The sequence below is a fragment of the Vibrio hippocampi genome (genome assembly GCF_921292975.1).
Lineage (GTDB): Bacteria > Pseudomonadota > Gammaproteobacteria > Enterobacterales > Vibrionaceae > Vibrio > Vibrio hippocampi.
Genome location: NZ_CAKLCM010000002.1, coordinates 1550208 through 1576852, shown reverse-complemented (window position 1 = coordinate 1576852; position 26645 = coordinate 1550208). Strand labels below are relative to the sequence as shown.

Here is a 26645-nt window from a genome sequence, read left to right as displayed (position 1 = left end):
ATAATCAACCGCATCATTGTGACGTTTTCTTACGATACGAAGTTTGATGCAAATCCATAAAATGCATTAAAAAACACAAAAAGGAATTTGTGAGGTCTTACTGTATGTCAAAGCTAGAGACGCAAGCCATGAAACAGGTTGAACCACAGCGGCACGGTTCCAACATTATGGTTGTCGACGATGACCCAATATTCCGTCGTACGATAAGGAATTATTTGGAAGTGGTTGGACACAGTGTGGTAGAAGCCAACGATGGACTTGAGGCGCTAAGATTGCTTCCTTCGACTGAGCCTGATCTGGTTTTATGTGATTTAACGATGCCATTTCTTAGTGGAATGGAGTTTGCGGAGGAGGTCAGTGTTGCCTATCCGTCATTGCCAGTGATAGTCATTTCTGCAACCGGCGATATGGCAGATGTCGCCAAAGCCCTTCGTTTTGGTGTAAAAGATTTTCTCACCAAGCCAATTGGCAACTTCAAGCATCTCGATCAAGTGATTCATTCGGTTCTTGACGATACCGCGACGACGCAACTCAACTCAGATTTTGTGAGTCGCTGGTTTAGATTGGATGATGCATCGACGTCGGAAATCGCCGATGAGCAAGAATTGCATTGGCATCTCCAATTTCTGCAACATAACCCCAATGCCGCTCGAGAGTTACTGACTGCACTGCTACCTGATAAAGATTCCGCCTTTGGGGTATGGAAAAGTAGTTATCATATTTTGCAAGCCACAGAGCAGCTACCGTTAGTCTTTGATTATTCTTGGCTGTTGAGCGGTCAATTAGCTTTTTATTTGGTGGACTCTTCTTCAAGTGAAGACGGTGGGGTGGCAAGCACCTTGTTAGTGCGAGCGTTGTTTGACGATCATATTCGCCGTTTAGGTCACAACAATATTGATATTAAGTCGTTAGCGGGTGATATCGAAAAGGGGATGAACTGTGCGAACTGTGCATTCCCAGTGGATGCGCTTTTTGGTGTGGTGGAACTATCTAGTGGCACATTATCCATACTTCCTGCTGGGCTTGATTGCCGCTGGGTTAATCAAACCGCGCATTACAATATTGCGGGGGCGAAACGACTCGGTGAGCAATGTATGAGTAATTTTATGACCAAAGATCTTGTTGTAGATAGCAATAATAAGTTAACACTGAGTCGGTTGGGGTCGAGCAGCTTTAGTTGGACGATTGGTATGAATGGTAACCATCATGTTTGAGCATCGTGTTTAGCGCAGTCGCGAGGGTCGATGTTAAAATAACCGCACTTTTCCTCGGTGTTTGCTAACTTGTAACTGATATATAGTCGACATGTTAATGTCTTGGATAATCCAAGCGTGTTTTGCATACTAATACTTAGGTCGATTTATGTCAGATAGTCACTTCAAAGATCCATATAATATTTTCTATTTCCTTGGCTTTATCCTAGCATTGCTTATTCCTACGCTACCCGCTACTCTGACATGGTTACGAGTATTTAATGGATATGCAGGTTTTTGAGTAATAACAACAGGTTAACATTTAAACAAATGGTGTTAAATAGCTGCGGCATTGTTGCCGTAGCACTTGGTATTGCAGGCATCGTGTTGCCTTTGCTGCCGACAACTCCCTTTCTATTACTCGCCAGTGCCTGTTTTCTTCGTGGCAGCCCTCGACTTCATGATTGGCTGTGGAATCATGCGACTTTTGGTGCCATTATTCGAGATTGGCAGCAACATCGATGCATTGCCAAAAAGGTAAAATTGAGAGGGGCAATTTTTATCTGCTGCAGTTTCTCGGTTTCTATTTTCTTTGCGCCACAGGTTTGGTTGAAAATTGCACTCTTTGTGCTTTTTCTGGTTATTTTTAGCATTTTTTTGCGGATTCCTGTGAAACAGTCGGTTGCTGAGCGTTAAGAAAATCACTAACATTACATCCCCAAGTGACCTCAAGATGCTTAATGCTCTGTATCTTGAAATCCCTTGGGTATAAAGTGACGGCCCACATAGTTAGTGGGCGTTTTATTTTTTTACCTACAGAATGAAAGTATGCTTTACTCAGGTAAGGCAACACTCTGAGTGTTAGGCACATCAAGACCTTTCCAGAGACAAAAATTATGACAATCGACAAAATTTCTCAGATCAAATCTAGCATCAAATCTATTCAAGACTATCCAAAGCCAGGCATCCTTTTCCGTGATGTGACTAGCCTGATGGAAGATGCTGCCGCTTATCGCGCCACTATCGAAGTATTAGTGGAAAAATACAAAGACTACGGGATCACTAAGATTGTTGGAACAGAGGCGAGAGGCTTCCTATTCGGCGCTCCACTAGCATTAGAACTCGGTGTTGGTTTTATCCCGGTGCGTAAGCCAGGTAAATTGCCTCGTAACACTATCGCTCAATCATACGAGCTAGAATATGGTGTGGATACGCTAGAAATCCATACCGACGCGATTTCTGAAGGTGACAAGGTATTGATGGTCGATGACCTGCTTGCAACCGGCGGTACAATCGAAGCGACAACAAAGCTTATTCGTAAGCTTGGCGGTGAAGTAAACCACGCTGCATTTGTTATCAACTTGCCAGAGATTGGCGGTGACAAACGATTAGAAGCACTAGATATTGAAGTATTTAGTATCTGTGAGTTTGAAGGTCACTAATCACTAGGACTGACTAAATGAGTTATCTTGCGTTAGCGAGAAAATGGCGTCCAAAGCAGTTTTCTCAAGTTGTCGGCCAACAACATGTATTGACCGCACTCGAAAATGCATTGAGCCAGAATAGACTGCACCATGCGTATCTTTTTAGTGGTACTCGGGGTGTCGGTAAAACCTCCATTGGTCGCTTATTTGCCAAAGGGTTGAACTGTGAGCAAGGCATCACAGCAACCCCTTGTGGTCAATGTTCAACTTGTTTAGAAATCGAAGAGGGTCGCAGCGTCGACCTTCTTGAGATTGATGCGGCATCGAGAACCAAAGTCGAAGATACCCGTGAGTTACTTGATAACGTGCAATATAAACCGGCGCGTAATCGCTTTAAGGTGTATCTGATTGACGAAGTTCATATGTTGTCTCGTCATAGTTTTAATGCCTTGCTGAAAACCCTTGAGGAGCCGCCAGAGTACGTTAAGTTTCTATTGGCTACGACGGATCCTCAAAAACTCCCTGTGACGATCCTGTCTCGCTGCTTACAGTTTCACTTAAAACCGATTACGGTCGATACGATTCAGCAGCAACTTAGTCATGTATTAGAGCAGGAAGCGGTCACTTCTGAGCCACGCGCTTTGTCTTTGATGGCGCATGCCGCGGATGGCAGTATGCGTGATGCATTGAGTTTAACCGATCAAGCCATCGCACTAGGCAACGGTCAAATTACCGCTGATACGGTTTCCCAGATGTTGGGAACGCTCGACTCGGGACAGGCGCTCGCTTTGATTGAAGCGGTGAGTCGAGGGGAGTCAGAGTCTCTGTTTTCCCTGCTGCAACAGTTATCGGAGAACGGCATTGATTGGGACGTTTTAGTTTCGGAACTCGCGTCGCAATTGCATCGTATTGCCATGGCGCAAGTGCTCCCTCAAAGTGAGCAAGAGAGTGCCGATTCCGAGAAAGTGAACCAGTTGGCGAGCCAGTTATCAGCTTCAGACGTACAACTGTTTTATCAGATCGCACTCAAAGGTCGTCAAGATCTGCCATTTTCGCCATCGCAACGTATCGCGGTGGAGATGACGTTATTGCGTATGCTGGCGTTTAGACCGACTTCTGGTCTCGCTGTTAACGAAATTCAAACTGTACCGGTTGGCGTGACATCGCCGCAAGTCATGGCTCAGGTTGCAACCAGTGCAGCGGAATCCGTGGTTGCTCAACCGGTTCAAAGCGCTTCTGTGTCACCCGCGCCACTGCCCGATGTACCGACCGAATATGGGCAATCTCAGGGGCAGCAGTCTTACGAACAACCGTATCCTTCGGTCGCTGACTACGACTCTCCTGCGCCACAGGTGGCGCCAGAGCAGCATGACAATCGTATGTCGGATGCTCATGTTCAACCGACTGAAACGATACAGCCAGTACAGCCTGACACGCAGCCAGTACCTAGTGCTGGTGGTTTAAGGCATCAATTGCGCTCAAAACGACAGAGTCAATCGCAAGGTGGAACACCGTCTGTAAAAAAGAGTAATGCACCATCGACCAGCTCTTCTGTGTTGGAGCGTGTCGCGCAGCGAACTTCTGCTCCGATGCCCAAAGGAGTCGATAATGTTGGTGGTGCCGACGTTCCGCAAACTGAGCAAGAACCGTATCGTTGGCAGCCCAGTGCAGCACCCGTCAAGGAAGAGAGTAAGCCCACGTTTAAACCGTCGATTCTGAAAAAAGCATTAGAACACGTAAAAACGCCCGAAATGGCAGAAAAACTGACACGGGAAGCAACGCAAAGAGACGAATGGGCAGCATTAATAGAGCGCCTTGATATCAGTAAATTAGCACAGCAGTTAGCGCTAAACTCTGTCTACCGAAAGTCTGGCAATGTAATTGAATTGGGGCTTCGTGATAGCCATAAGCACTTAAACAGCGATAAAAACCAAACTGAGCTACTTGCCAGTTTGAGTCAAGTGCTGGGCGAATCTTGTATCTTGAGTGTCACTAGTGCTACCGAAGGTACGACGCCACTTGAGTTAAGAGAGCAGATCTATCAAGAGAAACTGACCGTTGCAGCGCAAAATGTGCATCAGGATCAACACGTACAGTTTATCAAGACACGTTTTGCAGCTGATTTAGATGATGAAAGTATTCGTCCGTTGTAGCTAAGTTAATTGTAGCTAAGTTAATCGTAGCTAAGTTAATCGTAGCTAAGTTAATTTGGGGTTGAGTTAATTATCATTAGGCGAGTTGTCGCTCGGTTCGTTATCGCTAAGTAAAGTGATTAGCTGAGCCAGTAACAAGATTTTTCGCGGGGTTGCTTTTCCAACAAATGACCCCATGTCAGTAACACTAATTTGAATAAACCGAGAGAAGATTATGTTTGGTAAAGGCGGTATGGGCAACTTGATGAAGCAAGCCCAGCAGATGCAAGATCGCATGCAAAAGCTTCAAGAAGAAATTGCAAATATGGAAGTGACGGGTGAAGCCGGCGCAGGTCTAGTTAAAATCACCATTACAGGTAGTCACAGCACTCGTCGTGTAGAAATCGATGAAAGCCTAATGGAAGACGACAAAGAGATGCTGGAAGATCTGATTGCAGCGGCTTTCAACGATGCAGCTCGTCGTGTTGAAGAAACTCAAAAAGAGAAAATGGCTTCAGTGACAGGTGGTATGCAATTACCACCAGGTATGAAGATGCCGTTCTAATCTGAGGTTCTAGAGAGCAGTATATGCGAAGCAGTCGTATGCTGGAACAATTGATGGAGGCCTTGCGATGTCTGCCTGGGGTAGGTCCCAAGTCAGCTCAGCGCATGGCCTTTCATTTGTTACAGCGAGATAGAAAAGGTGGCGTGCAACTTGCCGATGCATTGTCACAAGCAATGACCGAAATTGGTCACTGCCAAGAGTGTCGTACTTTCACTGAAGAAGAGGTTTGCCACATTTGTGCTAACCCTAAGCGTCAAGAGAATGGTCAGCTTTGCGTGGTGGAGAGCCCAGCGGATATCGCTGCGGTGGAAGCGACGGGGCAGTACTCTGGTCGCTACTTTGTACTGATGGGGCATTTATCGCCTCTTGACGGTATCGGTCCGAGCGACATTGGTCTTGATGTACTCGATTATCGCTTAAAGCAGGGTGGTATTAGTGAGGTGATTTTAGCGACTAACCCGACGGTTGAAGGTGAAGCGACGGCACACTATATTGCAGAACTTTGCCACGAACACCAAGTTGCTGCGAGTCGCATTGCTCATGGTGTCCCGGTAGGTGGCGAGCTAGAGTTAGTCGATGGCACGACCTTGTCTCACTCCCTACTTGGTAGGCATAAGATATAGAGCCATAAGATACAGAGCTCAGTTGAATCAAGAAAAGGGCGTGGTACGCCCTTTTCTAATTTTTAGCTTGGTACTTGGTCGCTCTATTCGTTGTTGTTACTGAGCAAAGAACGATAGATCCAAGCGCCAATGATGGCACCAATAATAGGTGCGACCCAGAACAGCCAAAGTTGGCTGGTCGCCCAGTCACCCACATAGAGTGCAACCCCCGTGCTTCGTGCAGGATTCACCGAAGTATTGGTCACCGGGATACTGATCAGGTGGATCAGGGTTAAACAGAGCCCGATAGCAATAGGAGCAAAGCCTTGTGGTGCTCGCGAGTCAGTTGCACCGAGGATCACAATTAAAAACATCGCAGTCATCACTACTTCGCAGATCAGGGCTGAGGTTAATGAATACTTCCCGGGAGAATGTTCTCCATAACCATTGGATGCGAAGCCGGAGGCGACGGCATCAAAACCCGCTTGCCCTGAGGCAATTAGATATAATACGCCACCCGCTAACACCCCGCCGATAACTTGTGCCACGATATAAGGCAGCAATTGATTGGCTTCAAAGCGCCCTCCTGCCCATAAGCCAATACTGACTGCTGGGTTAAGGTGACAACCTGAGATATGACCGATAGCAAAAGCCATCGTGAGAACGGTCAGACCAAACGCAAGCGAAACCCCTAATAGACCAATTCCCACATCGGGAAATGCTGCTGCCAACACCGCCGAGCCACAGCCACCTAACACCAACCAAAACGTACCAAAAACCTCTGCAAGATATCGATTCATAGTCATTCCTTGTAGAAAATATGTTTGTTCCTGTAAGAAACATAGTTCATTAAATTGGGCTTGCCAAAGAGAGGGGTGCGATAAAAAAACAGTGTCGCAAAGCGTCGACAAAAATGGTCAGGAGCGAATTGGTGATAGTGCTAGGGTTAAACCGGAGTAAACTAGGTGACCGATTCAAGATAGATAAGGTTGTCCATCGCTTGTTGGTTGGAAGTGCCACAAATATCCGCTTCCGGTTTAAAATCACCACATACTTTAGGACGTTGCGGTTTCCCAAATAGCGAGCAAAGATTGCGGCTGTCCAGATACTGACAGCGAGTATTGGCAGGTTTATTGAGTGAGCTTATTGACGGTGCAATACAACAAGCACCACAACCTAATCGGCAATCCATCGTGTACACCTTATTTAAATGGGCTGCGCAGTGTATGAATATGCATCGTTTGAGTCAAGACCCTACGGTAAGCAGAGTAAGAGAAGTACTTGAAGTTTGTTGCTAGTAACGGTATAAAACGGCTCAATTTCACACAAGGTATCGAATCATGAGCAAACCGTTTTGGGAAACCCTTTCTTTAGAACAGATGAGTGAAGAGCAATGGGAATCGCTTTGTGATGGTTGTGGTAAGTGCTGTCTGCATAAACTGATGGACGAAGATACCGACGAAGTGTATTACACCAATGTGGCTTGCAGTTGGTTAAACAGTAAAACCTGTTCCTGTAAAGATTACCCCAATCGATTCAAGTCTGGTGAAGAGTGTTTAAAACTGACACGCGACAAGATTGATCAATTTAATTGGTTGCCAGAAACCTGCTCTTATCGCTTACTTGCCGAAGAGAAAACTCTCCCAGTGTGGCACCCTCTTATCACGGGCTCAAAGTCAGCGATGCATGCGGCGGGCGAGAGCGTGCGCAACCAAGTCGTGTACGAAATTGATGTTGTGGATTGGGAAGACCACATATTGAATTTACCTTCCCATGCGCAAAAGCGCTGATACAAATAGAAAATCGACTACGCTGTTAGACTCCGCGTAGCCGATTTATTCGTGATAGGGTGACGAATTACAGGTCGAGAACTTCCAAACTTACGTGATAAATATTGCCCCAGATATCACCTTCATCATCTTCGCCAATTCCAGGCCAACCCTCAGCATTGGCTTTGGACATATTCTTCAATGATAGGCTAGTACCGTTGGTTTCAACCAGTGCCATATAGTCAATTGAGGTCAAGTCACCGTATTCAATGGTCACGACGAGTAGGTCGTTTTCGCTGTCGATTTCCCATGTAAACGAGAAATCTTGTTCCCCATCTGAATATTGCCCCGTCCCATCGCTCAAGAATTGGTAAGTCTCTCCATCACCCGTGTCAGCAAAAGTCGTCACCACATAGTCCAGTTCGAAAAATTCATTACTAAACCATGCAGTCGTTCCAGTGTCTTCACGGCAACCATTAACGGCCTCTAAGTAGTCATCAAAAGAACCTGTGGTCAAAGGTATATCATTTTCATCATCCCACATGGTGTCACCGATAGCACAGTAGCTCACTTGAGAGTTGGTGACGTCGTAGTAATCATCAGACCAAACTTCCATATCTTGCGGTGAATAGTGAACAATAAACTCACTAAGGGAATCATTTTGACCGAGCAATATGACCACGCTCCAAACATCATTTGGCGAGCCATAACTGTAGAGTTCAACACGATTATTGTCTTCAATACGCCAACCGAAACGACCACTTGCAGCAGCGTTTTGGTAGTAGATACCAGAATCATCGTTGGCACTAAACTCATAAGCCCGAATTTCACCACGACTGTTGGTTCGCATTAGTGTTTTGCCCGCTAGGTCGTCTTCAGTGAGTTGGACGGCTTCACCTGTACATTCTTCATAGGTAGCAAGGGTATCGAGGAAGTCAGTCTCAGTCTGGTTCTCGCTTTCAGGGAAGGCGCAGACAGGCATATCATATTGTGATACCACCGTTGACCAAATGAGACTGTATTGCTGTCCATCTTCTTGCCATTCTTCAAAGGTTTTAAGTGACCAACTCGAATTTTCAGACAACATCAGCGCCAAGTACCAAACATAGTCAGCATCGTCGGTGATTTTTACATAGCCATTTTCTATGCTCCAACTATCGGTGTAAGCATAGATTCCGCTTTTCGCTACGTTCAGGTCTCCATTGGCTGCAAAGGTATATTCTCTGCTTGAGCCATCAGAGCGGAAGCGCTGGAAAGTCATGCCTTCAAGCATATCTGGAGTAAATTCTGACTCAATTCCGCCGCAGGCGGCAATGCTATTTTCGAAATCAGCAAAGGTTGGCTGTTCATCAGTATCGCCTTCATAGCAGGTACTGCGTGGGATATCGGCAATAGCGAGAATTTGCTCTTTCACTGACTCAGACAAAAGACTAATTTTATCGCCCTCTAGTGTCATGTCGGCAGATCTTACAGCACCTTGTAACACCCTATCATCCATCTCACCGTATAGGAGAGTTGCAGAACTCTCATACCAACGCTCACCCCATTCATTTATAACAGCGTTAGGTACGGTAAATGTGAGTACTTCTTCTCCGTTCATCGTGCTACGAGTCCATGTGCTCGTGCCGTCAATTGTTGCCAGACCAGTATTACTCCACCCCATAGTGTAATAGTTCGCGGTGCCGTCACTGACTAGTTCAACTGCGGCTTCATCGCCGATCATAACGGCTTTAACCACACCAGTTGAAACCGAATCACCTGCTGAGATCCCAGTGATAAGGTCATCAAGTGATGTTGATTCGTAACCATCTGACATACCACCGTCACCGGCGAGTAGATAAGGTCTGCTAGACCAAAGGGTATAGATATCTTGCTCAGGGGTAATATCAAAGTAGGCAACAAAGGAGTCGGTAGAGAACTCCGCAGAATCATCAGAAATGCTCGACCAAATATCTTCGATGTAATCTCCCACATTCATTCCGGCAAGATCCATCAACTCGCCAGTCAGTCGGTAGGAAAGATTAGGTGCATCGGTTGGATAAGCGGTCAGTACACTATCAGCGTAACGAATCGAATAGGCAGAGACTGATGTCCAACCGTTCACCGTCAACACGTAGTCGCGGTAGTAATCAATGCCAAGATCCAATAGCTCACCAGTGGCTAAAACCTGCTCTATGGCGCTGGTGCTTACTGTGTAGCCATTCACGTCAAAGGTTTCTAATAACAAGCTCGACTCATCATCACTGCCTAAAGCGAACACTTGTGATTGGTTATATAACCATTGAGCAGTTAGAGCATGGTTATCATTGCCTTGTGTGTCATCTTCAGGAGCACTGTCAAATTCATCTTTAACACCGTCATTATCATCATCGTCATCGGCGTTATTACCTAAACCATCATTATCGCTATCCGCCGATTCGTTTGGATCTTGCGGTGCCCAATCATCAAGGTTATCGACGCCATCGTTATCATCGTCTCCTGATTTGCTTCCGTCATCAGGATACTCATCAACTAGGTCATCGTACCCATCTTGATCTCTGTCGCCAGCTTTGCTGCCATCATCAGGAAAAGCATCGTCAAGATCATCAACACCATCGCTGTCACTATCACCGGCGCGAGTACCATCGTTGGGGAATTCATCGACTAGGTTATCGACACCATCATTATCAAGGTCGCCAGATAAGGTTGCATCGAGAGGATACGCATCGTTAGCATCTAAATAGCCGTCGCCATCGTCATCGGTATCGGTATTATTACCAACGCCATCACCATCCGTATCTAAGCTCTCTGTGGGGTCGGTAGGGAATAGGTCATCAACATCGCTGGTGCCATCATTATCGTCATCAAGATCGGCATTATCACCCGTACCATCACCATCTAGGTCATACTGCTCGCGCGCATCGTCAGGGAACGCGTCAACTACATCTGGCACGCCATCTTGGTCAGTGTCAGTGTCGGGATCAAAAAGACCATCAAAGTTTTTTTCGTTATCTTGATTGACATCATCGATGATTTTTTTGATGTTGGCATTGGCACGCTCAGCCCCATCAAGCACCGAACCCTCATCCATCAAGTCTTCGCTGTCTTGTGGGAGCACTTTGGAAGCGACAATGGCACTTGCCGCAAACGCGGCATCTTCTTTACCTTCATCAGCGATAAAGTCACCGAGTACTTTGTCACTGTCGATACCTAATTGTTCTGCAACTTGCTCTATTGCATCTTGTTTTGCTTGTGCGTCATCGGTGCTGGCGCCTGTTTGGTTTATGATCACATGAACCAGAGTGGATAATGGGGTAACGTCGGTTTCTCCGGCAGGTGCTGACATAACAAAATCAGTTTTAATCACACCGTGATCGATATCGACGGTTTGATTTGCGATTGCTTTTACTACAACAGGGTAGAGGGTAGGGTCAGAAATCGAATTTGGTATGGTAAGAACGGCATCACCATTTTCGTCTGATGTTGCGCTGGGTTCATCGGCATCTTTGACAAAATCGCTATTTAGGTCGAGCCAAACTTCAGCGCCTTGTAGGTAGCCATCGATCGCTTTAATGCTATAGGCGTTACCACTGTTGCTAGTACTGCTCTCCGAGTCACTGTCACTACAGCCTGCAAGCGCGACGATCCCTGCCAACCCTAATGAAAGGGATATTTTATTTGGTTTCATGTTATCTTCCGTAATGACTAATTGATTCGATAAACTGGTTGCATTGCAATCAATGGTAGGGTGTTTACATTTTGTTTCAAATGTTAAATTTCGGTAGGGCGCGTTTGCTTGACTGGGCTGTGAATGTGATAACAAAGGCACGGATTTCAGAAGGTTAACAGTGGCAAATTTTGATTTGAAGTTATAGTATATAATAAATATTATCCATAAAAATCAAGATATTATGAAATGTATTTGGTAGGTTCATTTAATTAATTAATGTGATGTAAATCAATAAAAACGTGCAACAAAAAAGCACTTTCGCCATCTATTGCAGTTAAATGGCTGTGAGTGATGCAGATGAGTCGTATACAGATTGGTGTGGCTAAGTCGGATTCGGCTATTGACCGTCAATATTGATTAGACCAATGCTAACAGAATGGATCCCACGGTAATTGCCGCTGAGGCGTATTGACCAGCGGAATAGGAACTGTCGTCTTGTTCATCAATAGCATCAGGGTGATCCATTCCAAGCGCTCCATGAGCGAATGAAGTCACCGTATCCTGCATGCTTTGTGACTCATCGCCGTCTTTCTGTTTCTGCTCATCGGCAAGCAAGGACTTTGCTTGTTCAGAGAGTGTGACGGAATCACCGCTGCTAGAAGGCAAAGTGTTGCCGTTGGTTGTGCCCATTTTTGTTTGGGCATCACCGCTCGCTTTGGCAGTGACATTAGAAGTTGGCGCAGGGACACTGTTAGTGACGACATTATTGGTTACTGTTTGCATCTCGGCTCTCCACCTTACTATTCATAAACTACATCGACCAATTGAGCGCAATCTTTAAACAAAGATTGTGCTTGTTGCCGATTGAACCCTTTATCAATAACTGTGCAAAAAGTAAGCCATATTCGTTTGTGCGGTGAACATTACCGCACAAAACGAATATGGGTAATGCTTTTAGGGTTTACACGTCAAATCGGAATGGCGCGACGCCAATTTTTTGTATGCAGCCATTTGGTTCTCTGTCTTTACATAGCGTGTCGGCGGCGTTAATACCTGTAGTTGGAAGTCGCTATCATTATCAGAGATGTCCGCTTTAGGTGTGATAATAACAAGCTTGAGATTTGGGTTGAGCTTATGAATCTGTGCCGCCGTTCCCAATCCTTGCTCAGTGTGAAACTTCCCTGCGACATGCATGACTTTGCTCTCTGGATGTTGGTCAATATAGTTCACGATACTCTCGGCCATCGTTGCATCCCACGTCAACTGTGCTGCATATTGTTTTTCGGTTTGTTCAGGAGAACCATGGTGCATGGATGCAAAAAACTTCTCCTTGTAGAGAGAGTCGGAGGTGTCGATATTGTTGGCAATCCACTGGCGTTCACCATCATCAAGCTTGTCTAAATAAGCCGTTCCTTCTCTACCAATGCATCGCACTAAATTTTTTGGTGCATTCGCAGCAATAACAGGGAGCTGCTGGGCTTTGGCGTACTCTACCAGTGGGCGATAGTCACTTTGATAATTTGGCCATGCATTGCCTTGTTGAATCAAAGGCTGTTCACCAATTTCACCCGCGAGATATTGATCAACGATGGTCTGTTTATCACGAGTAAATTGCTCCATTGACAAAATTTGCTTAGCGCCGGTTTGAGAGAGCGCTTGTAATAAGTCGGTCTGAAAACGATGGATACCCGTATGCGTGTGCCACTCACCGACCAACACAATATCGGCGTCGAGCAGTTCTTGAGGCAGGTTATCCAACTCTATCGGTTGCCCAAAAGGTGTATAGAGTTGATAGTCATAATAGGACACAACTGGCTCGGTTGGCGCTTGATTCGCTTGGTTAGATGGGGTGGTGGAACATCCGGCAACGAGTGCCAGCATTAGGGTCGGTACAAGGGCTTTCATTCTAGGGTTCTCGCAGTCTAACTCGCCTCTATTCATAGAGGCGATCAATACTTCAATGGTAATAGAGAACCTAAGTTAAATCAATGAAATTGAAAGTGATTATCATTAAGATTTTCGATAGATGCGTATGGTAAAATCCGCTTGGCAGATAAACAATGATTGCTGTTTTAATGATGCCCGCAACTCTAGAGAAGCTTTCCACGCAAAAGGGGTCATTTGTAGCAAATCATCCGCTTGCTGCCCGGTTAAGTCCATCGGGTAAGATAACTTTAAGTCATCAATTAACTCAAAGCCGTCAATTTGTTCCGCTTCTTCGCTGTGGAGCCTAACGTCTTGGTAGATGAGTTCACGTAACTCATACAGGTGATGACTTGCAGGCGTCACGGTAATCATGATGCTTTGTGCATTTAGGCAACGCTGCAATTCTTCATGCTTACAAGGGGCATAGATTCGGATAATGGCGTCAAGGCTATTGTCGGCAAAGGGAAGGCGATGGCTTGATGCGACGGAAAATTCGATATTAGGGTAGCGCTTAGCGGCATAGCGTATCGCGACCTTAGAGATATCGAGTCCATAATAATCGCTTTGATGCCCTTGTTGCTCTGCGTGTTGCTGAAAATAGCTGGTGTAATAGCCCTCACCACAACCGATATCAAGAACGGTATGTTGCTTTGGCGTTAAATAGTGCGTCAGTGTTTGAGCGACTTTATCACGCATAGGGGCGTAAAAGCCATGAGCTAAGAACGTTCGTCTTGCCTGCATCATCTCCTTATTGTCGCCCGGGTTTTTAGAACCTTTGTGCTGAACAGGCATTAAGTTGACATATCCCTCTTTGGCACAGTCAAATTGATGGTTGTTATTGCAGACAAAACTACGATCTGAACGAGTCAGAGGCAACTCACACAGTGGGCATTGATAAGGCATGGAATAGGCTCGATATGAAAATTTTGCTCAGTCTACCCATATCCCCTGGGAAGCTCAAGATCGCAGGGGATAACAGATAAAGGCAAAAGCGAGATTATGACAGCGAAATGGTCGTCGCTAAGGTATGGCTTTCACCGGATTGCAATTCGATACCGTGATCTAGGTGATTGGCATGTACGGTTGATTCGACACAGATCATCGATAAGTAACCGTCATCGTTCATATCACCCATGGATTCGGCACCTTGTTGCCAAGGGTTCCACAATACAGCAGAGTTATGACCGGAGTTGGTGACAGACAGCGTACGTTGATGTTGTTTATCTTCAACTTGAATCATAGCGTCAGGATCAGTATAAACTCGGTCTATGGTGTCTGTAAGCTGCAACTCTTCTCCACCAAGGCACAGCTTGCCTTGCTGTAAACTATCGAGATAGTGGCTACCCATTCCAGTGATCTTAGTCTGGTGGATATCAGCCACATTAAGATAGGTATGCAGTGCACCGGAGAAGTTCCATGCATGGTCATCCGTGTTGTGGATTTCGAGAGAGATTTTCAGTTGCTCAGTGATTTCAACATTAAGACGCAATTCAAATTGGTGCGGCCAAATGGCTCGGGTAGCAGGGGAATCGCTCAGGGATAAACTGACAATGACACCATGGTCGTTTTCTCTATGTTGCGCGATTTGCCATTCGCTATTGCGAGCAAAACCATGAGCAGGAGATCCAATGCGACCAAACCATGGCCAGCAAATAGGGACACCGCCACGCAAGGCAGATTTGCCATCATGAATCGCTTGCTTGCTCATCCAGATAGTTTCTTGTCCACCGACGGGCTTAAATGAGAGGACATGACCACCATGAAGCGCAATAGCGGCGCTGGCTTTTGGGTGTTGAATGACCACGATTTTATTATTATCAAGTCGGCGAACAGTAACGTTATCTGACAGTGCCGAAATGACAGCTAGGGTTTCATAGTCCATGTTAAAGAATCCTTAAAATAGGTGAATCCGAAAACGGGTTTGGGACAGGGGCAAAAACCACAGATACAAAAAAGGCGACCCCAATGAGTCGCCTTAATCAAAATTCAGCTAAAAGCTTACATTACTTAGAAATGTGAGCGATTAGGTCTAGAACTTTGTTTGAGTAACCGATTTCGTTGTCGTACCAAGATACAACTTTAACGAAGTTATCAGTTAGAGCGATACCTGCTTTAGCATCAAATACAGATGTGCAAACTTCGCCGATGAAGTCTTGAGAAACAACTTGGTCTTCAGTGTAACCTAGAACACCTTTAAGAGCGCCTTCAGAAGCTTCTTTCATTGCTGCACAGATTGCTTCGTAAGATGCACCGTTCTTTAGGTTAACTGTTAGGTCAACTACAGAAACGTTAGCAGTTGGTACGCGGAAAGCCATACCAGTTAGTTTGCCGTTTACTTCTGGAAGTACAACGCCTACTGCTTTAGCAGCACCAGTTGAAGATGGGATGATGTTCTGAGAAGCACCACGACCACCGCGCCAGTCTTTAGCAGATGGACCGTCTACAGTTTTTTGAGTTGCTGTAGTAGCGTGAACTGTTGTCATAAGACCAGATTCGATACCGAACTTGTCGTTAAGAACTTTAGCGATAGGCGCTAGACAGTTAGTAGTACAAGAAGCGTTAGAAACGATGTCTTGACCTGCGTAAGTGTCGAAGTTTACGCCGTTAACGAACATTGGAGTTGCGTCTTTAGAAGGACCAGTTAGAACAACTTTCTTCGCGCCAGCAGTGATGTGCTTACGAGCAGTCTCATCTGTTAGGAAAAGACCAGTTGCTTCAGCCACAACGTCAACACCGATTGCGTCCCACTTAAGATCTTCTGGGTTGCGCTCTGCAGTAACACGTACAGTTTTACCGTTAACGATTAAGTTACCGCCTTCAACTTCAACAGTACCGTTGAAACGGCCGTGAGTTGAATCGTACTTTAGCATGTATGCCATGTATTCTACGTCGATTAGGTCGTTAATACCTACTACTTCGATGTCGCTGCGCTCTTGCGCTGCACGGAATACAAAACGACCGATACGGCCAAAACCGTTAATACCTACTTTGATAGTCATTATAGTTGCTCCACAACTTAATTTCTGTTTAAAGATAACTGGTTGTAAAATTACAGAATCCAGTCATTAACTTCAATAGATAATCGGAGTTAATTTGTCTAAAGTCAAAAAAATCTGACTATTTTGTTCGCTCTTAGAATTAAATGGTGCTTTTTTGAACTTTAGTAGTCATTTTGTAACATGTGAAACGAACTGATTAACCCGATGGGTAAATAAAGTTAACACTCAGGGTACATACTGGTGCATTCTTGCTAACAATGTGCTACAACCAACTTTTCCTAGGTAAAAATCCCTAGGTTGATAAAATGTAGTTAACAAAAAAGAGAGTGTAAAGGCAGTGAATGGCGAAAATAGTATGATAAATAAGCCAGACCAATATTGGAAAGATCAATTGACGGAAGAGGAATACCGTGTTTGTCGCCAGCAGGGCACGGAAGCACCTTTTAGCGGGAAACTGTTACATAACAAGCAAACAGGGCTCTATCACTGTACCTGTTGTCGCGTGGCTCTGTTCTCTTCTAACAGCAAATACGATTCTGGCTGCGGTTGGCCGAGTTTTGATGCACCTATCAACAAAAATGTGATCACTTATTTAGAGGATCTGAGTCTTGGTATGCAACGCATCGAAATTCGTTGTGCTAACTGTGATAGTCACCTCGGTCATGTGTTTGAGGATGGACCTAAAACGACGGGAGAGCGCTATTGCGTTAACTCGGTCTCATTGAGTTTTAATCAAGATAACTAAACCGAAATAGCGACTAATCGTGTCAACGGCACTCAACTTTTGAGCTGTGAGCGAATATTAAGGGAGCAAACTTGCAAAACCCGTTTGCTCTTTGTCGTCGAACCTGAGCGGTTGAACGGAATGTTATTGTCTCGAATAACGCCCTTCTTTCAACGTTGAGATGATCTGTTCGGCTTGTATATCAAGCTCTTGGTACTCTTCTGGTTGCAGCGCAAACATACGGTCTAATTCACTTTCCGATGCTGTTGCAATACCGAAACCTTGCCCTACCTTTGTCCATAAATAAGAAAGTTTATGACGACCCAGTTGCTGGCTGACACTGGCGAGTGCCTTGATAGCATCTTTGTTCGGCGTTGTATGTTTGGATAACTCGAGCGAACGATTCAGTAGTTCATAGGTTTTGGTTTTATCGCGCGAGATGTAGTAAGTCGCAAGCGCATATTGCATCTCGGCAGTTTCTAGCTCAGGTGTTCCTTCTAAAGCGAGAAACTGTCGTCTGGCGGGTTGGTTACCCGTCTCGCTCCATAAGAAATAGAGCGTAGATGCAGAGCGTGAGTTTACCAATGATTCTTCAATGCGGGTTCGCTCTTCGATCACATACATCAACGCATTAAAACGCTTAGATTCTTTATCTTTTTGGTCCAGTGAACGCATTTGTGCAGCAAGCTCCAGGCACTTTTGATAGCGCTTGAGGATATGATATTCAGTGATCATCCCCTCTTCGCTTGGCTGTTCAAGCGTTTGGTGTCGATGCCAAATCAGGTCTGTTCGAGGGATCTTACATTGCCCATCGTTCATGTTTAGCGCTTCACACTGTAATCCGGGTTCTTTTTGGCAAAGTTGGTCGGTGTTCTTACGAGATTCGAAACAGCCCGTGATGGCAAAAGAGACCAACAGACAAAAGAATAGGCGTGAAAGGGAGATAGGGTTACTTGTGATCATATACGCTGAATTAATGGTACTAACTTGACGCAGTGTATCATCTCGTTATGGTTTGAGTAATAACAAGTCGATTAATAAATTTAAATAACGACCTTAACGCAAGGCAATCTGTTTATTTTATGAACCCGCTATTTTGTGGCCCCGTTATTTTGTGAGCCAGTTATTTCACGAGTCAGTTTATTTCGTGAGTATGGAGATTGAGAAAAGGATTAACATGGATATAGAAAAGTTGCTAGAGGCAATGACGCCGGAAATCGTTGAGCGCTTAATGTACGCAACCGAGACGGGACGTTGGCCGGAAGGTGGTAAGTTGTCACAACAACAGCGAGATTCATGTATGCAAGCGGTCATGTTGTACCAGTCTCGCCATAACAGTGACGCACAGCATATGTCAGTGGCGGAGGGAGGGGAAGTCGCCTTTAAGAGTAAAGCGGAACTAAAAGGTCAGTTTTCTCCGCAGCAAGAGTTGTTCAGAGTTAAAGTCGATTCGGATTAAGCTGGAAAAAGGGCATTAAAAAGGGGTGAATAAACACCCCTTTTGGCTTGAGTGGAATGATTAACCTGCAAGCACGTCGGTGGCAACTTTATAGCTTGGGTCTTCTTTCACATTGATTTCTACTAGGCTACCTGCTTTTTGTAAAAGGGCACGGCAGTCTGGGCTCAAATGTTTAAGGTGCAGAGTTTTACCCACTGCAGAATAGCGCTCTGCCAGTGTTTCGATTGCTTCTATTGCTGAGTGATCCGCAACACGGGACTGAGCAAAATCGACAATAACATCAGCGGGGTCATTTTGAGCGTCAAACAGTTCGAGGAAGTTAGCGGCTGAACCAAAGAAGATAGGACCGTTAACCTTGTACTCTTTTGAACCTTCGGCATTCATTGTGCTACTGGCGTAGATGTGTTTTGCGTGCTGCCAAGCAAACATTAGCGCAGAAGTGATGACACCGACCGCTACGGCAACCGCTAGGTCAGTTAACACAGTGACAACCGTCACTAAAATAATCACGAAGAAGTCTTGTTTTGGTACACGACGGGCTAGCTTGAATGTTGCCCATTCAAAGGTACCAATAACAACCATAAACATGACACCAACCAACGCAGCTAGTGGAATCATCTCAATAAGAGACGATGCGAATAGGATAAAAATCAGCAGTGCAACAGCTGCAACAATCCCGGATAGACGCCCACGACCGCCGGAGTTGACGTTGATCATTGATTGACCAATCATCGCACAACCACCCATTGCACCGAACATAGAACAAGTGACGTTTGCTAGACCTTGACCTACACATTCGCGGTTTGATTGACCACGGGTATTCGTCATCTCATCAAGTACCGTCAAGGTAAGTAGCGATTCGATCAGACCGATCGCAGCCAGAATAATGGCGTACGGTAGAATGATAGTCAGGGTTTCGAGTGTAAGAGGGACCGAAGGCATCGCAAAGGTAGGTAGAGAGCCAGCCAGTGTCGCTGCTTCATCACCCGACATCGTGCGCAGGAAATCCACCACAGTACGAGTATCAAGCCCAATAACTTGAACCAACAGCGTAACCGTTACAATTGCGACTAGTGATGATGGCACTGCCGTCGTCAGTTTTGGTAGGAAATGAATAATACCCATCGTCAGAGCAACGAGACCAAGCATCAGTAGCATTTGACCTTGTGGCAGCCAAGTTAAAGCACCCGATAGGTCAGGCGCTTTAAATTGCCCAAGCTGTGCTAAGAAGATGACGATAGCAAGACCGTTCACGAAACCGATCATTACCGGGTGTGGCACCATTCGGATAAACTTACCAAGCTTAAATAAGCCTGCTGAGATCTGGATTGCACCGGCGAGCAAAATAGCGGCAAAAAGGTACTGAACGCCGTGAGTAGCAACTAAGCTGACCATGACCACCGCCATAGCACCTGTTGCACCAGAAATCATACCTGGACGACCACCAAAGATAGAGGTGATAAGACCAACGATAAATGCCGCATAAAGACCCACCATAGGATCAACGCCAGCAACAAATGCAAAAGCAACGGCTTCAGGAACCAGCGCAAGTGCAACGGTTAAACCTGAAAGAACGTCGTTCTTAACGGAGTGTTTTGAGAACTGTGGAAATTCAAACATGTAATTAATTTACTTACTTAAGTTGGGGGTTAACATCCATTTCAATGAGTGCGAATCAGACATTCCTTGTCATACAGCCAAGTTATTGCGATTCTCTAAATGCTTAAAATATAAGTATAGAGTGACTTGGCTATAAAGCTCATTTTACCTAGCCAGAAAGACAGAGTACTCAAATACGCCATCATGGCAGGCATTTGTGACACTGAGTTGAAGCAAGATAATGAAATGATCAAAGTCGCGCATGCTACAGAAATGTGTAGAAAAGTTCAACAGTGAAACAAATTGTGTCGAGGTAATATTGGTATTGAAATGACACAAAAAGCCCCACTAAAAGTGGGGCTCGAATTGACATCAGCGCCATGGGCTGACAGCAGTTACTACGTCATAAGACGTTAATAACTCGGCTTGGTCATGCCAGCAGCGGCTTTGTTAGTCGCTACTTGGCTACCAGCGCCAATGGGTTGATAGCGTTCAACCTTGAAAGGTGCTGCGTTAACCACGATTTCAGCCAGTTCTGGTTTACCAGGAGCGGACTTCATCGGTGCAGAAGCATGCGCTTTTGCGGCAGCTGGTTGAGCTTTAACCTTTTCAACGGCGGTTTGCTGTTGTGGCTCAGAGGTGACTTGTTCAGCAACTGATTCTGCTACAACTGTTTCTTTCACCATTGGTTCTTTAGCAACAGCTTCTTTAGCAACTGCCTCTATAACAACGGTTTCCTTAGCAACAACCTCTTCAACAGCAGCTGCTTCGATCGCAACTTCAGGTATAACCGCTTCTGCAATGACAGGTGTTGTGCTTGGAGTCTCAACCACTGGTGCTGCAACATGGGTTGCTGCTGCTACTGCTGCAGTCTCAACAACTGGCTTAGCTTGTGCTGAGGCCGGCGTCACTTCAGGGGTCTGCGAGCGCATCACAATCACTTTGCCCATAGACATCTCGATACATGCTACGCCGCCAGTGATAACGTCAGAGCGAGCAGCATCAGCTTTACGTTCATGGTTCGCTTTTGGCTTAGGTTTAGTGATGCCATAGCTCGGCATTACCTTACCCATTGCCATTTCTGGAGACGCTACACCGCCTTTACGCAGTCTAAATGGGTTAGGGCGACGGTCACGACCACGGCGACGACGTTGACCACTTGCTCTTAGATGACGTGGTGAACGACGGTTACGACGTTGCTTGCCTTCTTCTTTTGCTGGAGCATCAGAAGTTGTTTGCGTCGCTTTGTCATTCGCAGTGGTGTCAGCGACAATCGCATCAACCTTAGTATCAACAACGGGTTGCTGAACGGCTTGCTGCAGTTCCTCAGTTTGCTGTTGATCTTTAATACGAACTTGCTTGTTCAACTTGCGACGTTGACGGCGCTCTTTAATCTTCGCAGTCTTCTCTTTCGCTTGTGCTGGCTTGTCTGGTGTTTGAGCTTCTTCAGCAATCTGCTGACCTTGCTCTTTTACCTTAGAAGGCTTGGCATCATCACGCTTTTTGTTGTTGCGACGATCTTGAGGTTTACGACGGTTTTGAGCCTTATTCGCTTGAGTCGACTCGTTCTTTTCAGACTCAGACTCAGTCTCATCTTTCGCTTGAGTTGGCTTGTTGCGACGGTTCTTATTGCGATCATCTTTGTTGTTGCGTCGTCTGTCGTTGTTACGATTATTACGGCGCTGATTGTTGCGATTGTTCGTTTGCTCTGGTTTTTTCTCTTCTGCTTTCGGCTCTTCTTTGGTCGCAAATAGTGCGCCAATAGCAGAAACGATACGAGCAAATAGACCTGGCTTCACTTCAGCTTTTGGAGCTTCAGGCTCACTGGCTGTCGCTTTTGACTTAGGCGCAGGAGTGCTAGGTGCAGGAGCATTAGGTGCAGGAGTCGCAAAGCCTTGCAGAGCCGGTTGCTCGATCTTACGAGGTTTAGGTTCTGACTCAGACGGTTCTCTGCTTTCTGCTTCTTTCAATGCGTCCAACTTCTTCGGAAGCAAGTAAGAAAGCAGATCTTGCTCTTCACCTTCACGGACGCGAATAACGTCGAAATGCGGTGTTTCCATATCTGAATCAGGAACAATCGTGATTTTCACTTCTTGAACACGTTCAACATGGTTAACCGAGCGACGCTTCTCGTTGAGTAGGTAAGAAGCAATTGGCACAGGAACGACAGCCAATACTTGCGAGGTATTGTCTTTCAGCGCTTCTTCTTCGATTAAACGAAGCACAGAAAGAGCCAAAGATTCGTTGTCACGGACTACGCCTGTACCCGTACAACGAGGACAAATGTGGTGACTCGCTTCTGCTAATGAAGGGCTGAGGCGCTGGCGTGACATCTCAAGAAGACCAAAGCGAGAGATACGACCAATTTGAACACGAGCACGGTCAATGCGCACGGCTTCACGTAGGCGGTTTTCTACTTCACGCTGGTGGCGAACTGGCGTCATATCGATAAAGTCGATAACCACTAAACCACCTAGATCACGCAAACGTAATTGACGAGCAATTTCATCAGCGGCTTCTAAGTTGGTGTTCAGTGCCGTTTCTTCGATATCGCTACCTTTTGTCGCACGTGCTGAGTTGATATCGATCGACGTTAATGCTTCGGTCGGGTCGATAACAATTGAGCCGCCAGAAGGTAGACGAACTTCGCGTTGAAACGCGGATTCAATCTGGCTTTCGATTTGGTAGTGACTAAATAGCGGGACTTCACCTTCGTACTTTTTAACACGGCTGACGAAATCTGGGCGAACCAACTGGATGTGTTGTTTTGCACGTTCGTAAATCGTGTTGCTATCGATAAGGATTTCACCAATATCGCGACGTAGATAGTCACGAAGCGCACGAACAATCACGTTACTTTCTTGATGGATTAAGAAAGGAGCCGGATTTTGTTCTGATGCGCCTTTAATGTTTTCCCAGTTGTTTAGAAGGAAACGTAGATCCCATTCAAGCTCTTCTGCGCTCTTACCTACGCCCGCGGTACGAACGATGAGGCCCATACCTTGTGGTAGTTCAAGCGTGCTAAGTGCTGCTTTCAGTTCAGTACGTTCTTCCCCTTCGATACGACGAGAAATACCGCCAGCACGAGGGTTGTTTGGCATCAATACAAGGTAGCTACCAGCAAGAGAAATAAAAGTCGTTAATGCAGCACCTTTGCTGCCACGTTCTTCTTTTTCTACTTGAACAATAACTTCTTGGCCTTCGCTAAGTACATCTTTGATGCTAGGGCGACCTTGGTATGTATAACCCGCTGGGAAGTATTCTTTGGCGATTTCTTTAAGAGGGAGGAAACCGTGACGTTCAGCACCGTAGTCAACAAATGCAGCTTCTAGACTTGGTTCAACTCGGGTAATACGTCCTTTGTAGATGTTGGCTTTTTTTGATTCGTGTCCTGGACTTTCGATATCAAGATCGAAAAGTCGCTGGCCATCGACCAAAGCAACACGCAACTCTTCTTTTTGAGTTGCGTTAATTAACATTCTTTTCATTACAGAAATTCTCGTTGTATTTTCTTTGTTTTCATCATTGCTCTTGCCACATTTTTCGTAAGTCGTGGTGCCAGATCCCATGGTTTTCTTTGTTGCAGCCTCCCGGCTGGAAGGGATGCTCGTGGGCACTACAGTGGTCACACAGATTTTATCCGTGTGAACCGCATATCTAACGGTTATACTCAAACACGATTACGTGAGTAGGCGACAAGGAAATTCCAGCTCTATACGTCTTATGCCGTTTGCTGCGCTTCGATACTGGTGTTCTACTCAGAGTAAAATGCCACGAATAGTAGTGATAAATTTGTAATCGAAACTAAATATTCGTAGCAGCACTGAACTATAGCAGTGCATGTCTATATCAGCAATCAGCTTTAGTATAATCACTACAAAAAAATGTGATTTTAGCGGAACTGTGGCTACTTAATGTGCAAATTTATAGTGTGTTGCTTGTGAAGATAATCATGTCTGCTGTTGAGTCCAAAATTTGGGTCTGGTGCCCAAAGATGAAAGGTATTGCCCCACTGCTTTGTCAAATTGCTATCCCAACAAGCCGGTATTTTGACGACAGAAAGCGTTATTTTATTCGTATTTTGAGTGTTATAATGACCAAATGAGTGAAATTAGAACTAAAGTCCAATTCGTCGATATTGACGACGATATGGCTGGTCAACGCATTGACAACTTTTTGCGTAACCAACTTAAAAATATACCAAAAAGTGTTGTTTATCGTATTGTTCGTAAGGGCGAGGTTCGAGTAAACAAAAAACGTGTTAAAGCGGAATATAAATTACAACCAGGGGATCTCGTTCGTATCCCACCAGTGACCGTGCAAGAAAAACAACAAGAAGCTCCTGTTAGCACCAAGTTGAACAAGGTGGCCGCTCTTGAGTCTCATATTATCCACGAAGATGATCACCTACTGATTCTTAATAAACCGTCAGGACTCGCGGTTCATGGGGGCAGTGGTCTTAAGTTTGGTGCGATTGAAGCATTACGTGCGTTGCGACCGCAAGCTCGCTTTCTGGAGTTGGTGCATCGTATAGACCGTGATACTTCAGGGATCCTTTTGGTTGCCAAGAAACGCTCGGCATTGCGTCACCTTCAAGCGCAGTTTCGGGAAAAAACGGTACAGAAATACTATTTTGCTCTTGTGATGGGGCAGTGGAAACCGAGTTGTCGTGTAGTGAACGCGCCACTGCTTAAAAACGAAGTGAACAGTATTGTGCGTGTTAATCCCAATGGTAAAGCTTCCGAGACACGTTTTAAGATCCTCGAAGCGTTTGAACAAGCGACCTTATTACAAGCAAGTCCGATCACTGGCAGAACGCACCAGATACGTGTACATACTCAATATACGGGTCATCCCATTGCATGGGACGACCGTTATGGGGATAGACGTTTTGATGCTTATACGGCAAAAGTGGGGATAGATAGACTCTTTCTACATGCCGCAAATATTATTTTCCAGCATCCTGCGAGTGAAGAGCAGATACAAGTCCATGCACCGTTAGATCAGAAGCTACAAACGGCGTTGGATAAACTAAGGACGCTTACATAATCAATCAAACACACTGTGGGTCTTATTGATTGTCTACGTGAGTGAGACTGAGATACCGCGAAAGATCACTTTAGCTTACTTGGTCAGTGGGCTGATACCTTGCTGCTCTAACAGTTCAATCAGGTCAATCAGCGGCAGTCCGATCAGCGTATTAGGGTCTTTACCCGCTAAATCACTAAATAGGGCGATGCCGAGTCCTTCGCTCTTAAAACTGCCCGCGCAGTAATAAGGCTGCTCGATATCAACATACGCTTCGATTTGGTCGTTAGACAGTGTACGGAACGTAACGTCAAACGTGTCTAAACGAGTCTCTGTGATACCGGTTGTGGTATTGTGCAAAGCGAGACCCGTGTAAAAACGAATGGTTTTCCCGCTTTGGGATAACAACTGTTCGATAGCCTTTTCGCGAGTGAGCGGCTTGCCGATGATCTTGCCATCAATGACACAGACTTGGTCGCTGCCTATGATTAAGCCGTTTTCAATGTGTGTCAGCGCCTCGGCTTTCAATTTTGCAAGGCGAACAACCAACTCTGGTGCGGTTTCTTTTGCGAGCTCGGTTTCATCTGTTTCGGGTGCCATCGTTTCAAATGGCAATTGAAGCTTACTTAAGATCTCTGCCCGATAAGGGGAGGTCGAAGCCAAAATAAGGCGATTTTCAGGCATATTTATATTCAACTTTTGAGGGATATTCTCTAATATACAGTGAGTTTGTGGCTCTATGAGCAGATTCTTAATCCATAGGCAAAAAAAGTACAACTTTTTTGTCTTTTTCTTTGACTAAATTTGATTAGAAAGATAATATTCGCGCCCTATGCAAAAGGTAAAAATACCGCGAACGGTTGACCCGGCTAAAACGGCTCAGAAACGATTAGACTTTGATGGCATCATCCAAGTCAGTCTTTTTAAGCGTTTGGCAACGTCTGTCGCGAGCGTAAAACGCGATGCTGAAGTGACACTGTCCTTTGGGCATGATGAACAGCGACTTGTCGTTATCTCTGGTAAAGCTAACGTACAGGTTGATTTAGAGTGTCAGCGTTGTAATGAGGTTTTCGCACACGAATGCGAAGTCCAATTCACATATACTCCTTATTTTAATGAGAAGAGTGAAGAGGAAGCACCGGAAGATTATGATTTGGTAGATCTTAATGAGTACGGTGAGGTCGATCTCATACAACTGGTTGAAGACGAGTTCATCTTAAACCTGCCTCAAGTGGCAATGCACGATGAAGCACAATGTAGCGTTGACTCAAACCATTTGGTTTTCGGAGACATTCCAGAGGAAGCTGTGGAAGAGAAACCGAACCCATTTGACGTTTTAAAGAGCTTAAAGCGCGAGTGATTATTCACTCACGTATAAACCAATAAACATAGGAGTAGGGTCCATGGCCGTACAAAAAAACCGCAAGACACGTTCTAAGCGTGGCATGCGCCGTTCACACGATGCGCTAACTTCAGCTGCGCTATCTGTAGACGCAACTTCAGGTGAAACTCACCTACGTCACAATGTGACTGCTGACGGTTACTACCGTGGCACAAAGGTTATCAACAAGTAAGG

24 protein-coding genes are annotated in these 26645 nt (G+C 45.5%); 12 read left to right on the top strand and 12 right to left on the bottom strand.

The window, feature by feature from the left end; genetic code table 11:
• The first annotated feature begins 104 nt into the window (after window positions 1-104).
• The 6 genes from L9Q39_RS09410 (at window position 105) to recR (ending at window position 5937) form a co-directional block, all read left to right on the top strand.
• Window positions 105-1214, top strand: coding sequence for a response regulator (locus L9Q39_RS09410; protein ID WP_237484828.1), 1110 nt, complete (start codon window positions 105-107; stop codon window positions 1212-1214).
• Window positions 1215-1523: 309 nt separating this feature from the next.
• Window positions 1524-1889 carry a YbaN family protein gene (locus L9Q39_RS09405; RefSeq protein WP_237485546.1) on the top strand — a complete coding sequence of 122 codons (366 nt, stop codon included), beginning with the start codon at window positions 1524-1526 and terminating at the stop codon, window positions 1887-1889.
• Window positions 1890-2089: 200 nt separating this feature from the next.
• On the top strand, window positions 2090-2635 hold the full coding sequence (gene apt, locus L9Q39_RS09400; protein ID WP_237484827.1) for an adenine phosphoribosyltransferase: 546 nt from the start codon (window positions 2090-2092) through the stop codon (window positions 2633-2635).
• Window positions 2636-2652: 17 nt separating this feature from the next.
• Complete coding sequence (dnaX, locus tag L9Q39_RS09395) at window positions 2653-4770, top strand: DNA polymerase III subunit gamma/tau (RefSeq protein WP_237484826.1); 2118 nt, start codon at window positions 2653-2655, stop codon at window positions 4768-4770.
• 214 nt (window positions 4771-4984) lie between these two features.
• The gene (locus tag L9Q39_RS09390; protein ID WP_237484825.1) at window positions 4985-5314 is read left to right on the top strand and encodes a YbaB/EbfC family nucleoid-associated protein; all 330 of its coding nucleotides are present in this window, start codon (window positions 4985-4987) and stop codon (window positions 5312-5314) included.
• A 23-nt stretch (window positions 5315-5337) separates the two neighbouring features.
• Window positions 5338-5937: a recombination mediator RecR gene (recR, locus tag L9Q39_RS09385; protein ID WP_237484824.1), complete on the top strand. Its 600-nt coding sequence runs from the start codon at window positions 5338-5340 to the stop codon at window positions 5935-5937.
• An 83-nt stretch (window positions 5938-6020) separates the two neighbouring features.
• Here the strand turns inward: recR and aqpZ are convergent, their stop codons facing one another.
• On the bottom strand, window positions 6021-6716 hold the full coding sequence (gene aqpZ, locus L9Q39_RS09380) for an aquaporin Z (RefSeq protein ID WP_237484823.1): 696 nt from the start codon (window positions 6714-6716) through the stop codon (window positions 6021-6023).
• A 161-nt stretch (window positions 6717-6877) separates the two neighbouring features.
• A complete protein-coding gene (locus L9Q39_RS09375) occupies window positions 6878-7108 on the bottom strand; it encodes a YkgJ family cysteine cluster protein (RefSeq protein WP_237484822.1) in 231 nt (76 codons plus the stop codon).
• A gap of 148 nt (window positions 7109-7256) precedes the next feature.
• Between L9Q39_RS09375 and L9Q39_RS09370 the strand changes: the two genes are divergently transcribed.
• Window positions 7257-7706, top strand: a complete 450-nt coding sequence (locus L9Q39_RS09370) for a YcgN family cysteine cluster protein (RefSeq protein WP_237484821.1) — start codon at window positions 7257-7259, stop codon at window positions 7704-7706.
• 67 nt (window positions 7707-7773) lie between these two features.
• On the opposite strand, the gene L9Q39_RS09365 is transcribed toward L9Q39_RS09370, so the two are convergent.
• The 6 genes from L9Q39_RS09365 to gap all read right to left on the bottom strand — a co-directional run bounded on the left by L9Q39_RS09365 (window position 7774) and on the right by gap (window position 16259).
• Entirely contained in the window at window positions 7774-11352 is a 3579-nt protein-coding gene (locus L9Q39_RS09365; RefSeq protein WP_237484820.1) for an AAA family ATPase, read from the bottom strand.
• A gap of 399 nt (window positions 11353-11751) precedes the next feature.
• Window positions 11752-12024: a hypothetical protein gene (locus L9Q39_RS09360; protein WP_435532835.1), complete on the bottom strand. Its 273-nt coding sequence runs from the start codon at window positions 12022-12024 to the stop codon at window positions 11752-11754.
• A gap of 264 nt (window positions 12025-12288) precedes the next feature.
• Window positions 12289-13239, bottom strand: a complete 951-nt coding sequence (locus L9Q39_RS09355; RefSeq protein WP_237485545.1) for a ChaN family lipoprotein — start codon at window positions 13237-13239, stop codon at window positions 12289-12291.
• Window positions 13240-13344: 105 nt separating this feature from the next.
• Window positions 13345-14163 carry a 23S rRNA (guanine(745)-N(1))-methyltransferase gene (gene rlmA / locus L9Q39_RS09350; protein ID WP_237484818.1) on the bottom strand — a complete coding sequence of 273 codons (819 nt, stop codon included), beginning with the start codon at window positions 14161-14163 and terminating at the stop codon, window positions 13345-13347.
• A 94-nt stretch (window positions 14164-14257) separates the two neighbouring features.
• The gene (locus L9Q39_RS09345) at window positions 14258-15142 is read right to left on the bottom strand and encodes a D-hexose-6-phosphate mutarotase (protein ID WP_237484817.1); all 885 of its coding nucleotides are present in this window, start codon (window positions 15140-15142) and stop codon (window positions 14258-14260) included.
• 121 nt (window positions 15143-15263) lie between these two features.
• Window positions 15264-16259 carry a type I glyceraldehyde-3-phosphate dehydrogenase gene (gene gap / locus L9Q39_RS09340; RefSeq protein WP_237484816.1) on the bottom strand — a complete coding sequence of 332 codons (996 nt, stop codon included), beginning with the start codon at window positions 16257-16259 and terminating at the stop codon, window positions 15264-15266.
• Window positions 16260-16614: 355 nt separating this feature from the next.
• On the opposite strand from gap, the gene msrB reads away from it, so the two are divergent.
• Window positions 16615-17004, top strand: coding sequence for a peptide-methionine (R)-S-oxide reductase MsrB (msrB, locus tag L9Q39_RS09335; RefSeq protein ID WP_237484815.1), 390 nt, complete (start codon window positions 16615-16617; stop codon window positions 17002-17004).
• A 123-nt stretch (window positions 17005-17127) separates the two neighbouring features.
• On the opposite strand, the gene L9Q39_RS09330 is transcribed toward msrB, so the two are convergent.
• Window positions 17128-17946: a DUF2989 domain-containing protein gene (locus L9Q39_RS09330; RefSeq protein WP_237484814.1), complete on the bottom strand. Its 819-nt coding sequence runs from the start codon at window positions 17944-17946 to the stop codon at window positions 17128-17130.
• Window positions 17947-18160: 214 nt separating this feature from the next.
• Between L9Q39_RS09330 and L9Q39_RS09325 the strand changes: the two genes are divergently transcribed.
• Window positions 18161-18442: a YeaC family protein gene (locus tag L9Q39_RS09325; RefSeq protein ID WP_237484813.1), complete on the top strand. Its 282-nt coding sequence runs from the start codon at window positions 18161-18163 to the stop codon at window positions 18440-18442.
• A 60-nt stretch (window positions 18443-18502) separates the two neighbouring features.
• Here L9Q39_RS09325 and L9Q39_RS09320 read toward each other — a convergent pair whose 3' ends face one another.
• Both L9Q39_RS09320 and rne read right to left on the bottom strand, forming a co-directional pair.
• Window positions 18503-20062 carry a SulP family inorganic anion transporter gene (locus tag L9Q39_RS09320; RefSeq protein ID WP_237484812.1) on the bottom strand — a complete coding sequence of 520 codons (1560 nt, stop codon included), beginning with the start codon at window positions 20060-20062 and terminating at the stop codon, window positions 18503-18505.
• 392 nt (window positions 20063-20454) lie between these two features.
• Window positions 20455-23529, bottom strand: a complete 3075-nt coding sequence (gene rne, locus L9Q39_RS09315) for a ribonuclease E (protein ID WP_237484811.1) — start codon at window positions 23527-23529, stop codon at window positions 20455-20457.
• Between the two features lie 613 nt (window positions 23530-24142).
• On the opposite strand from rne, the gene rluC reads away from it, so the two are divergent.
• Window positions 24143-25090 carry a 23S rRNA pseudouridine(955/2504/2580) synthase RluC gene (gene rluC, locus L9Q39_RS09310; RefSeq protein ID WP_237484810.1) on the top strand — a complete coding sequence of 316 codons (948 nt, stop codon included), beginning with the start codon at window positions 24143-24145 and terminating at the stop codon, window positions 25088-25090.
• Between the two features lie 75 nt (window positions 25091-25165).
• On the opposite strand, the gene L9Q39_RS09305 is transcribed toward rluC, so the two are convergent.
• Window positions 25166-25753: a Maf family protein gene (locus L9Q39_RS09305; protein ID WP_237484809.1), complete on the bottom strand. Its 588-nt coding sequence runs from the start codon at window positions 25751-25753 to the stop codon at window positions 25166-25168.
• A gap of 148 nt (window positions 25754-25901) precedes the next feature.
• On the opposite strand from L9Q39_RS09305, the gene yceD reads away from it, so the two are divergent.
• Together yceD and rpmF are read left to right on the top strand one after the other, a co-directional pair.
• Window positions 25902-26429 carry a 23S rRNA accumulation protein YceD gene (gene yceD / locus L9Q39_RS09300; RefSeq protein ID WP_237484808.1) on the top strand — a complete coding sequence of 176 codons (528 nt, stop codon included), beginning with the start codon at window positions 25902-25904 and terminating at the stop codon, window positions 26427-26429.
• A 43-nt stretch (window positions 26430-26472) separates the two neighbouring features.
• The gene (gene rpmF / locus L9Q39_RS09295; protein WP_237484807.1) at window positions 26473-26643 is read left to right on the top strand and encodes a 50S ribosomal protein L32; all 171 of its coding nucleotides are present in this window, start codon (window positions 26473-26475) and stop codon (window positions 26641-26643) included.
• Window positions 26644-26645 lie beyond the last annotated feature (2 nt).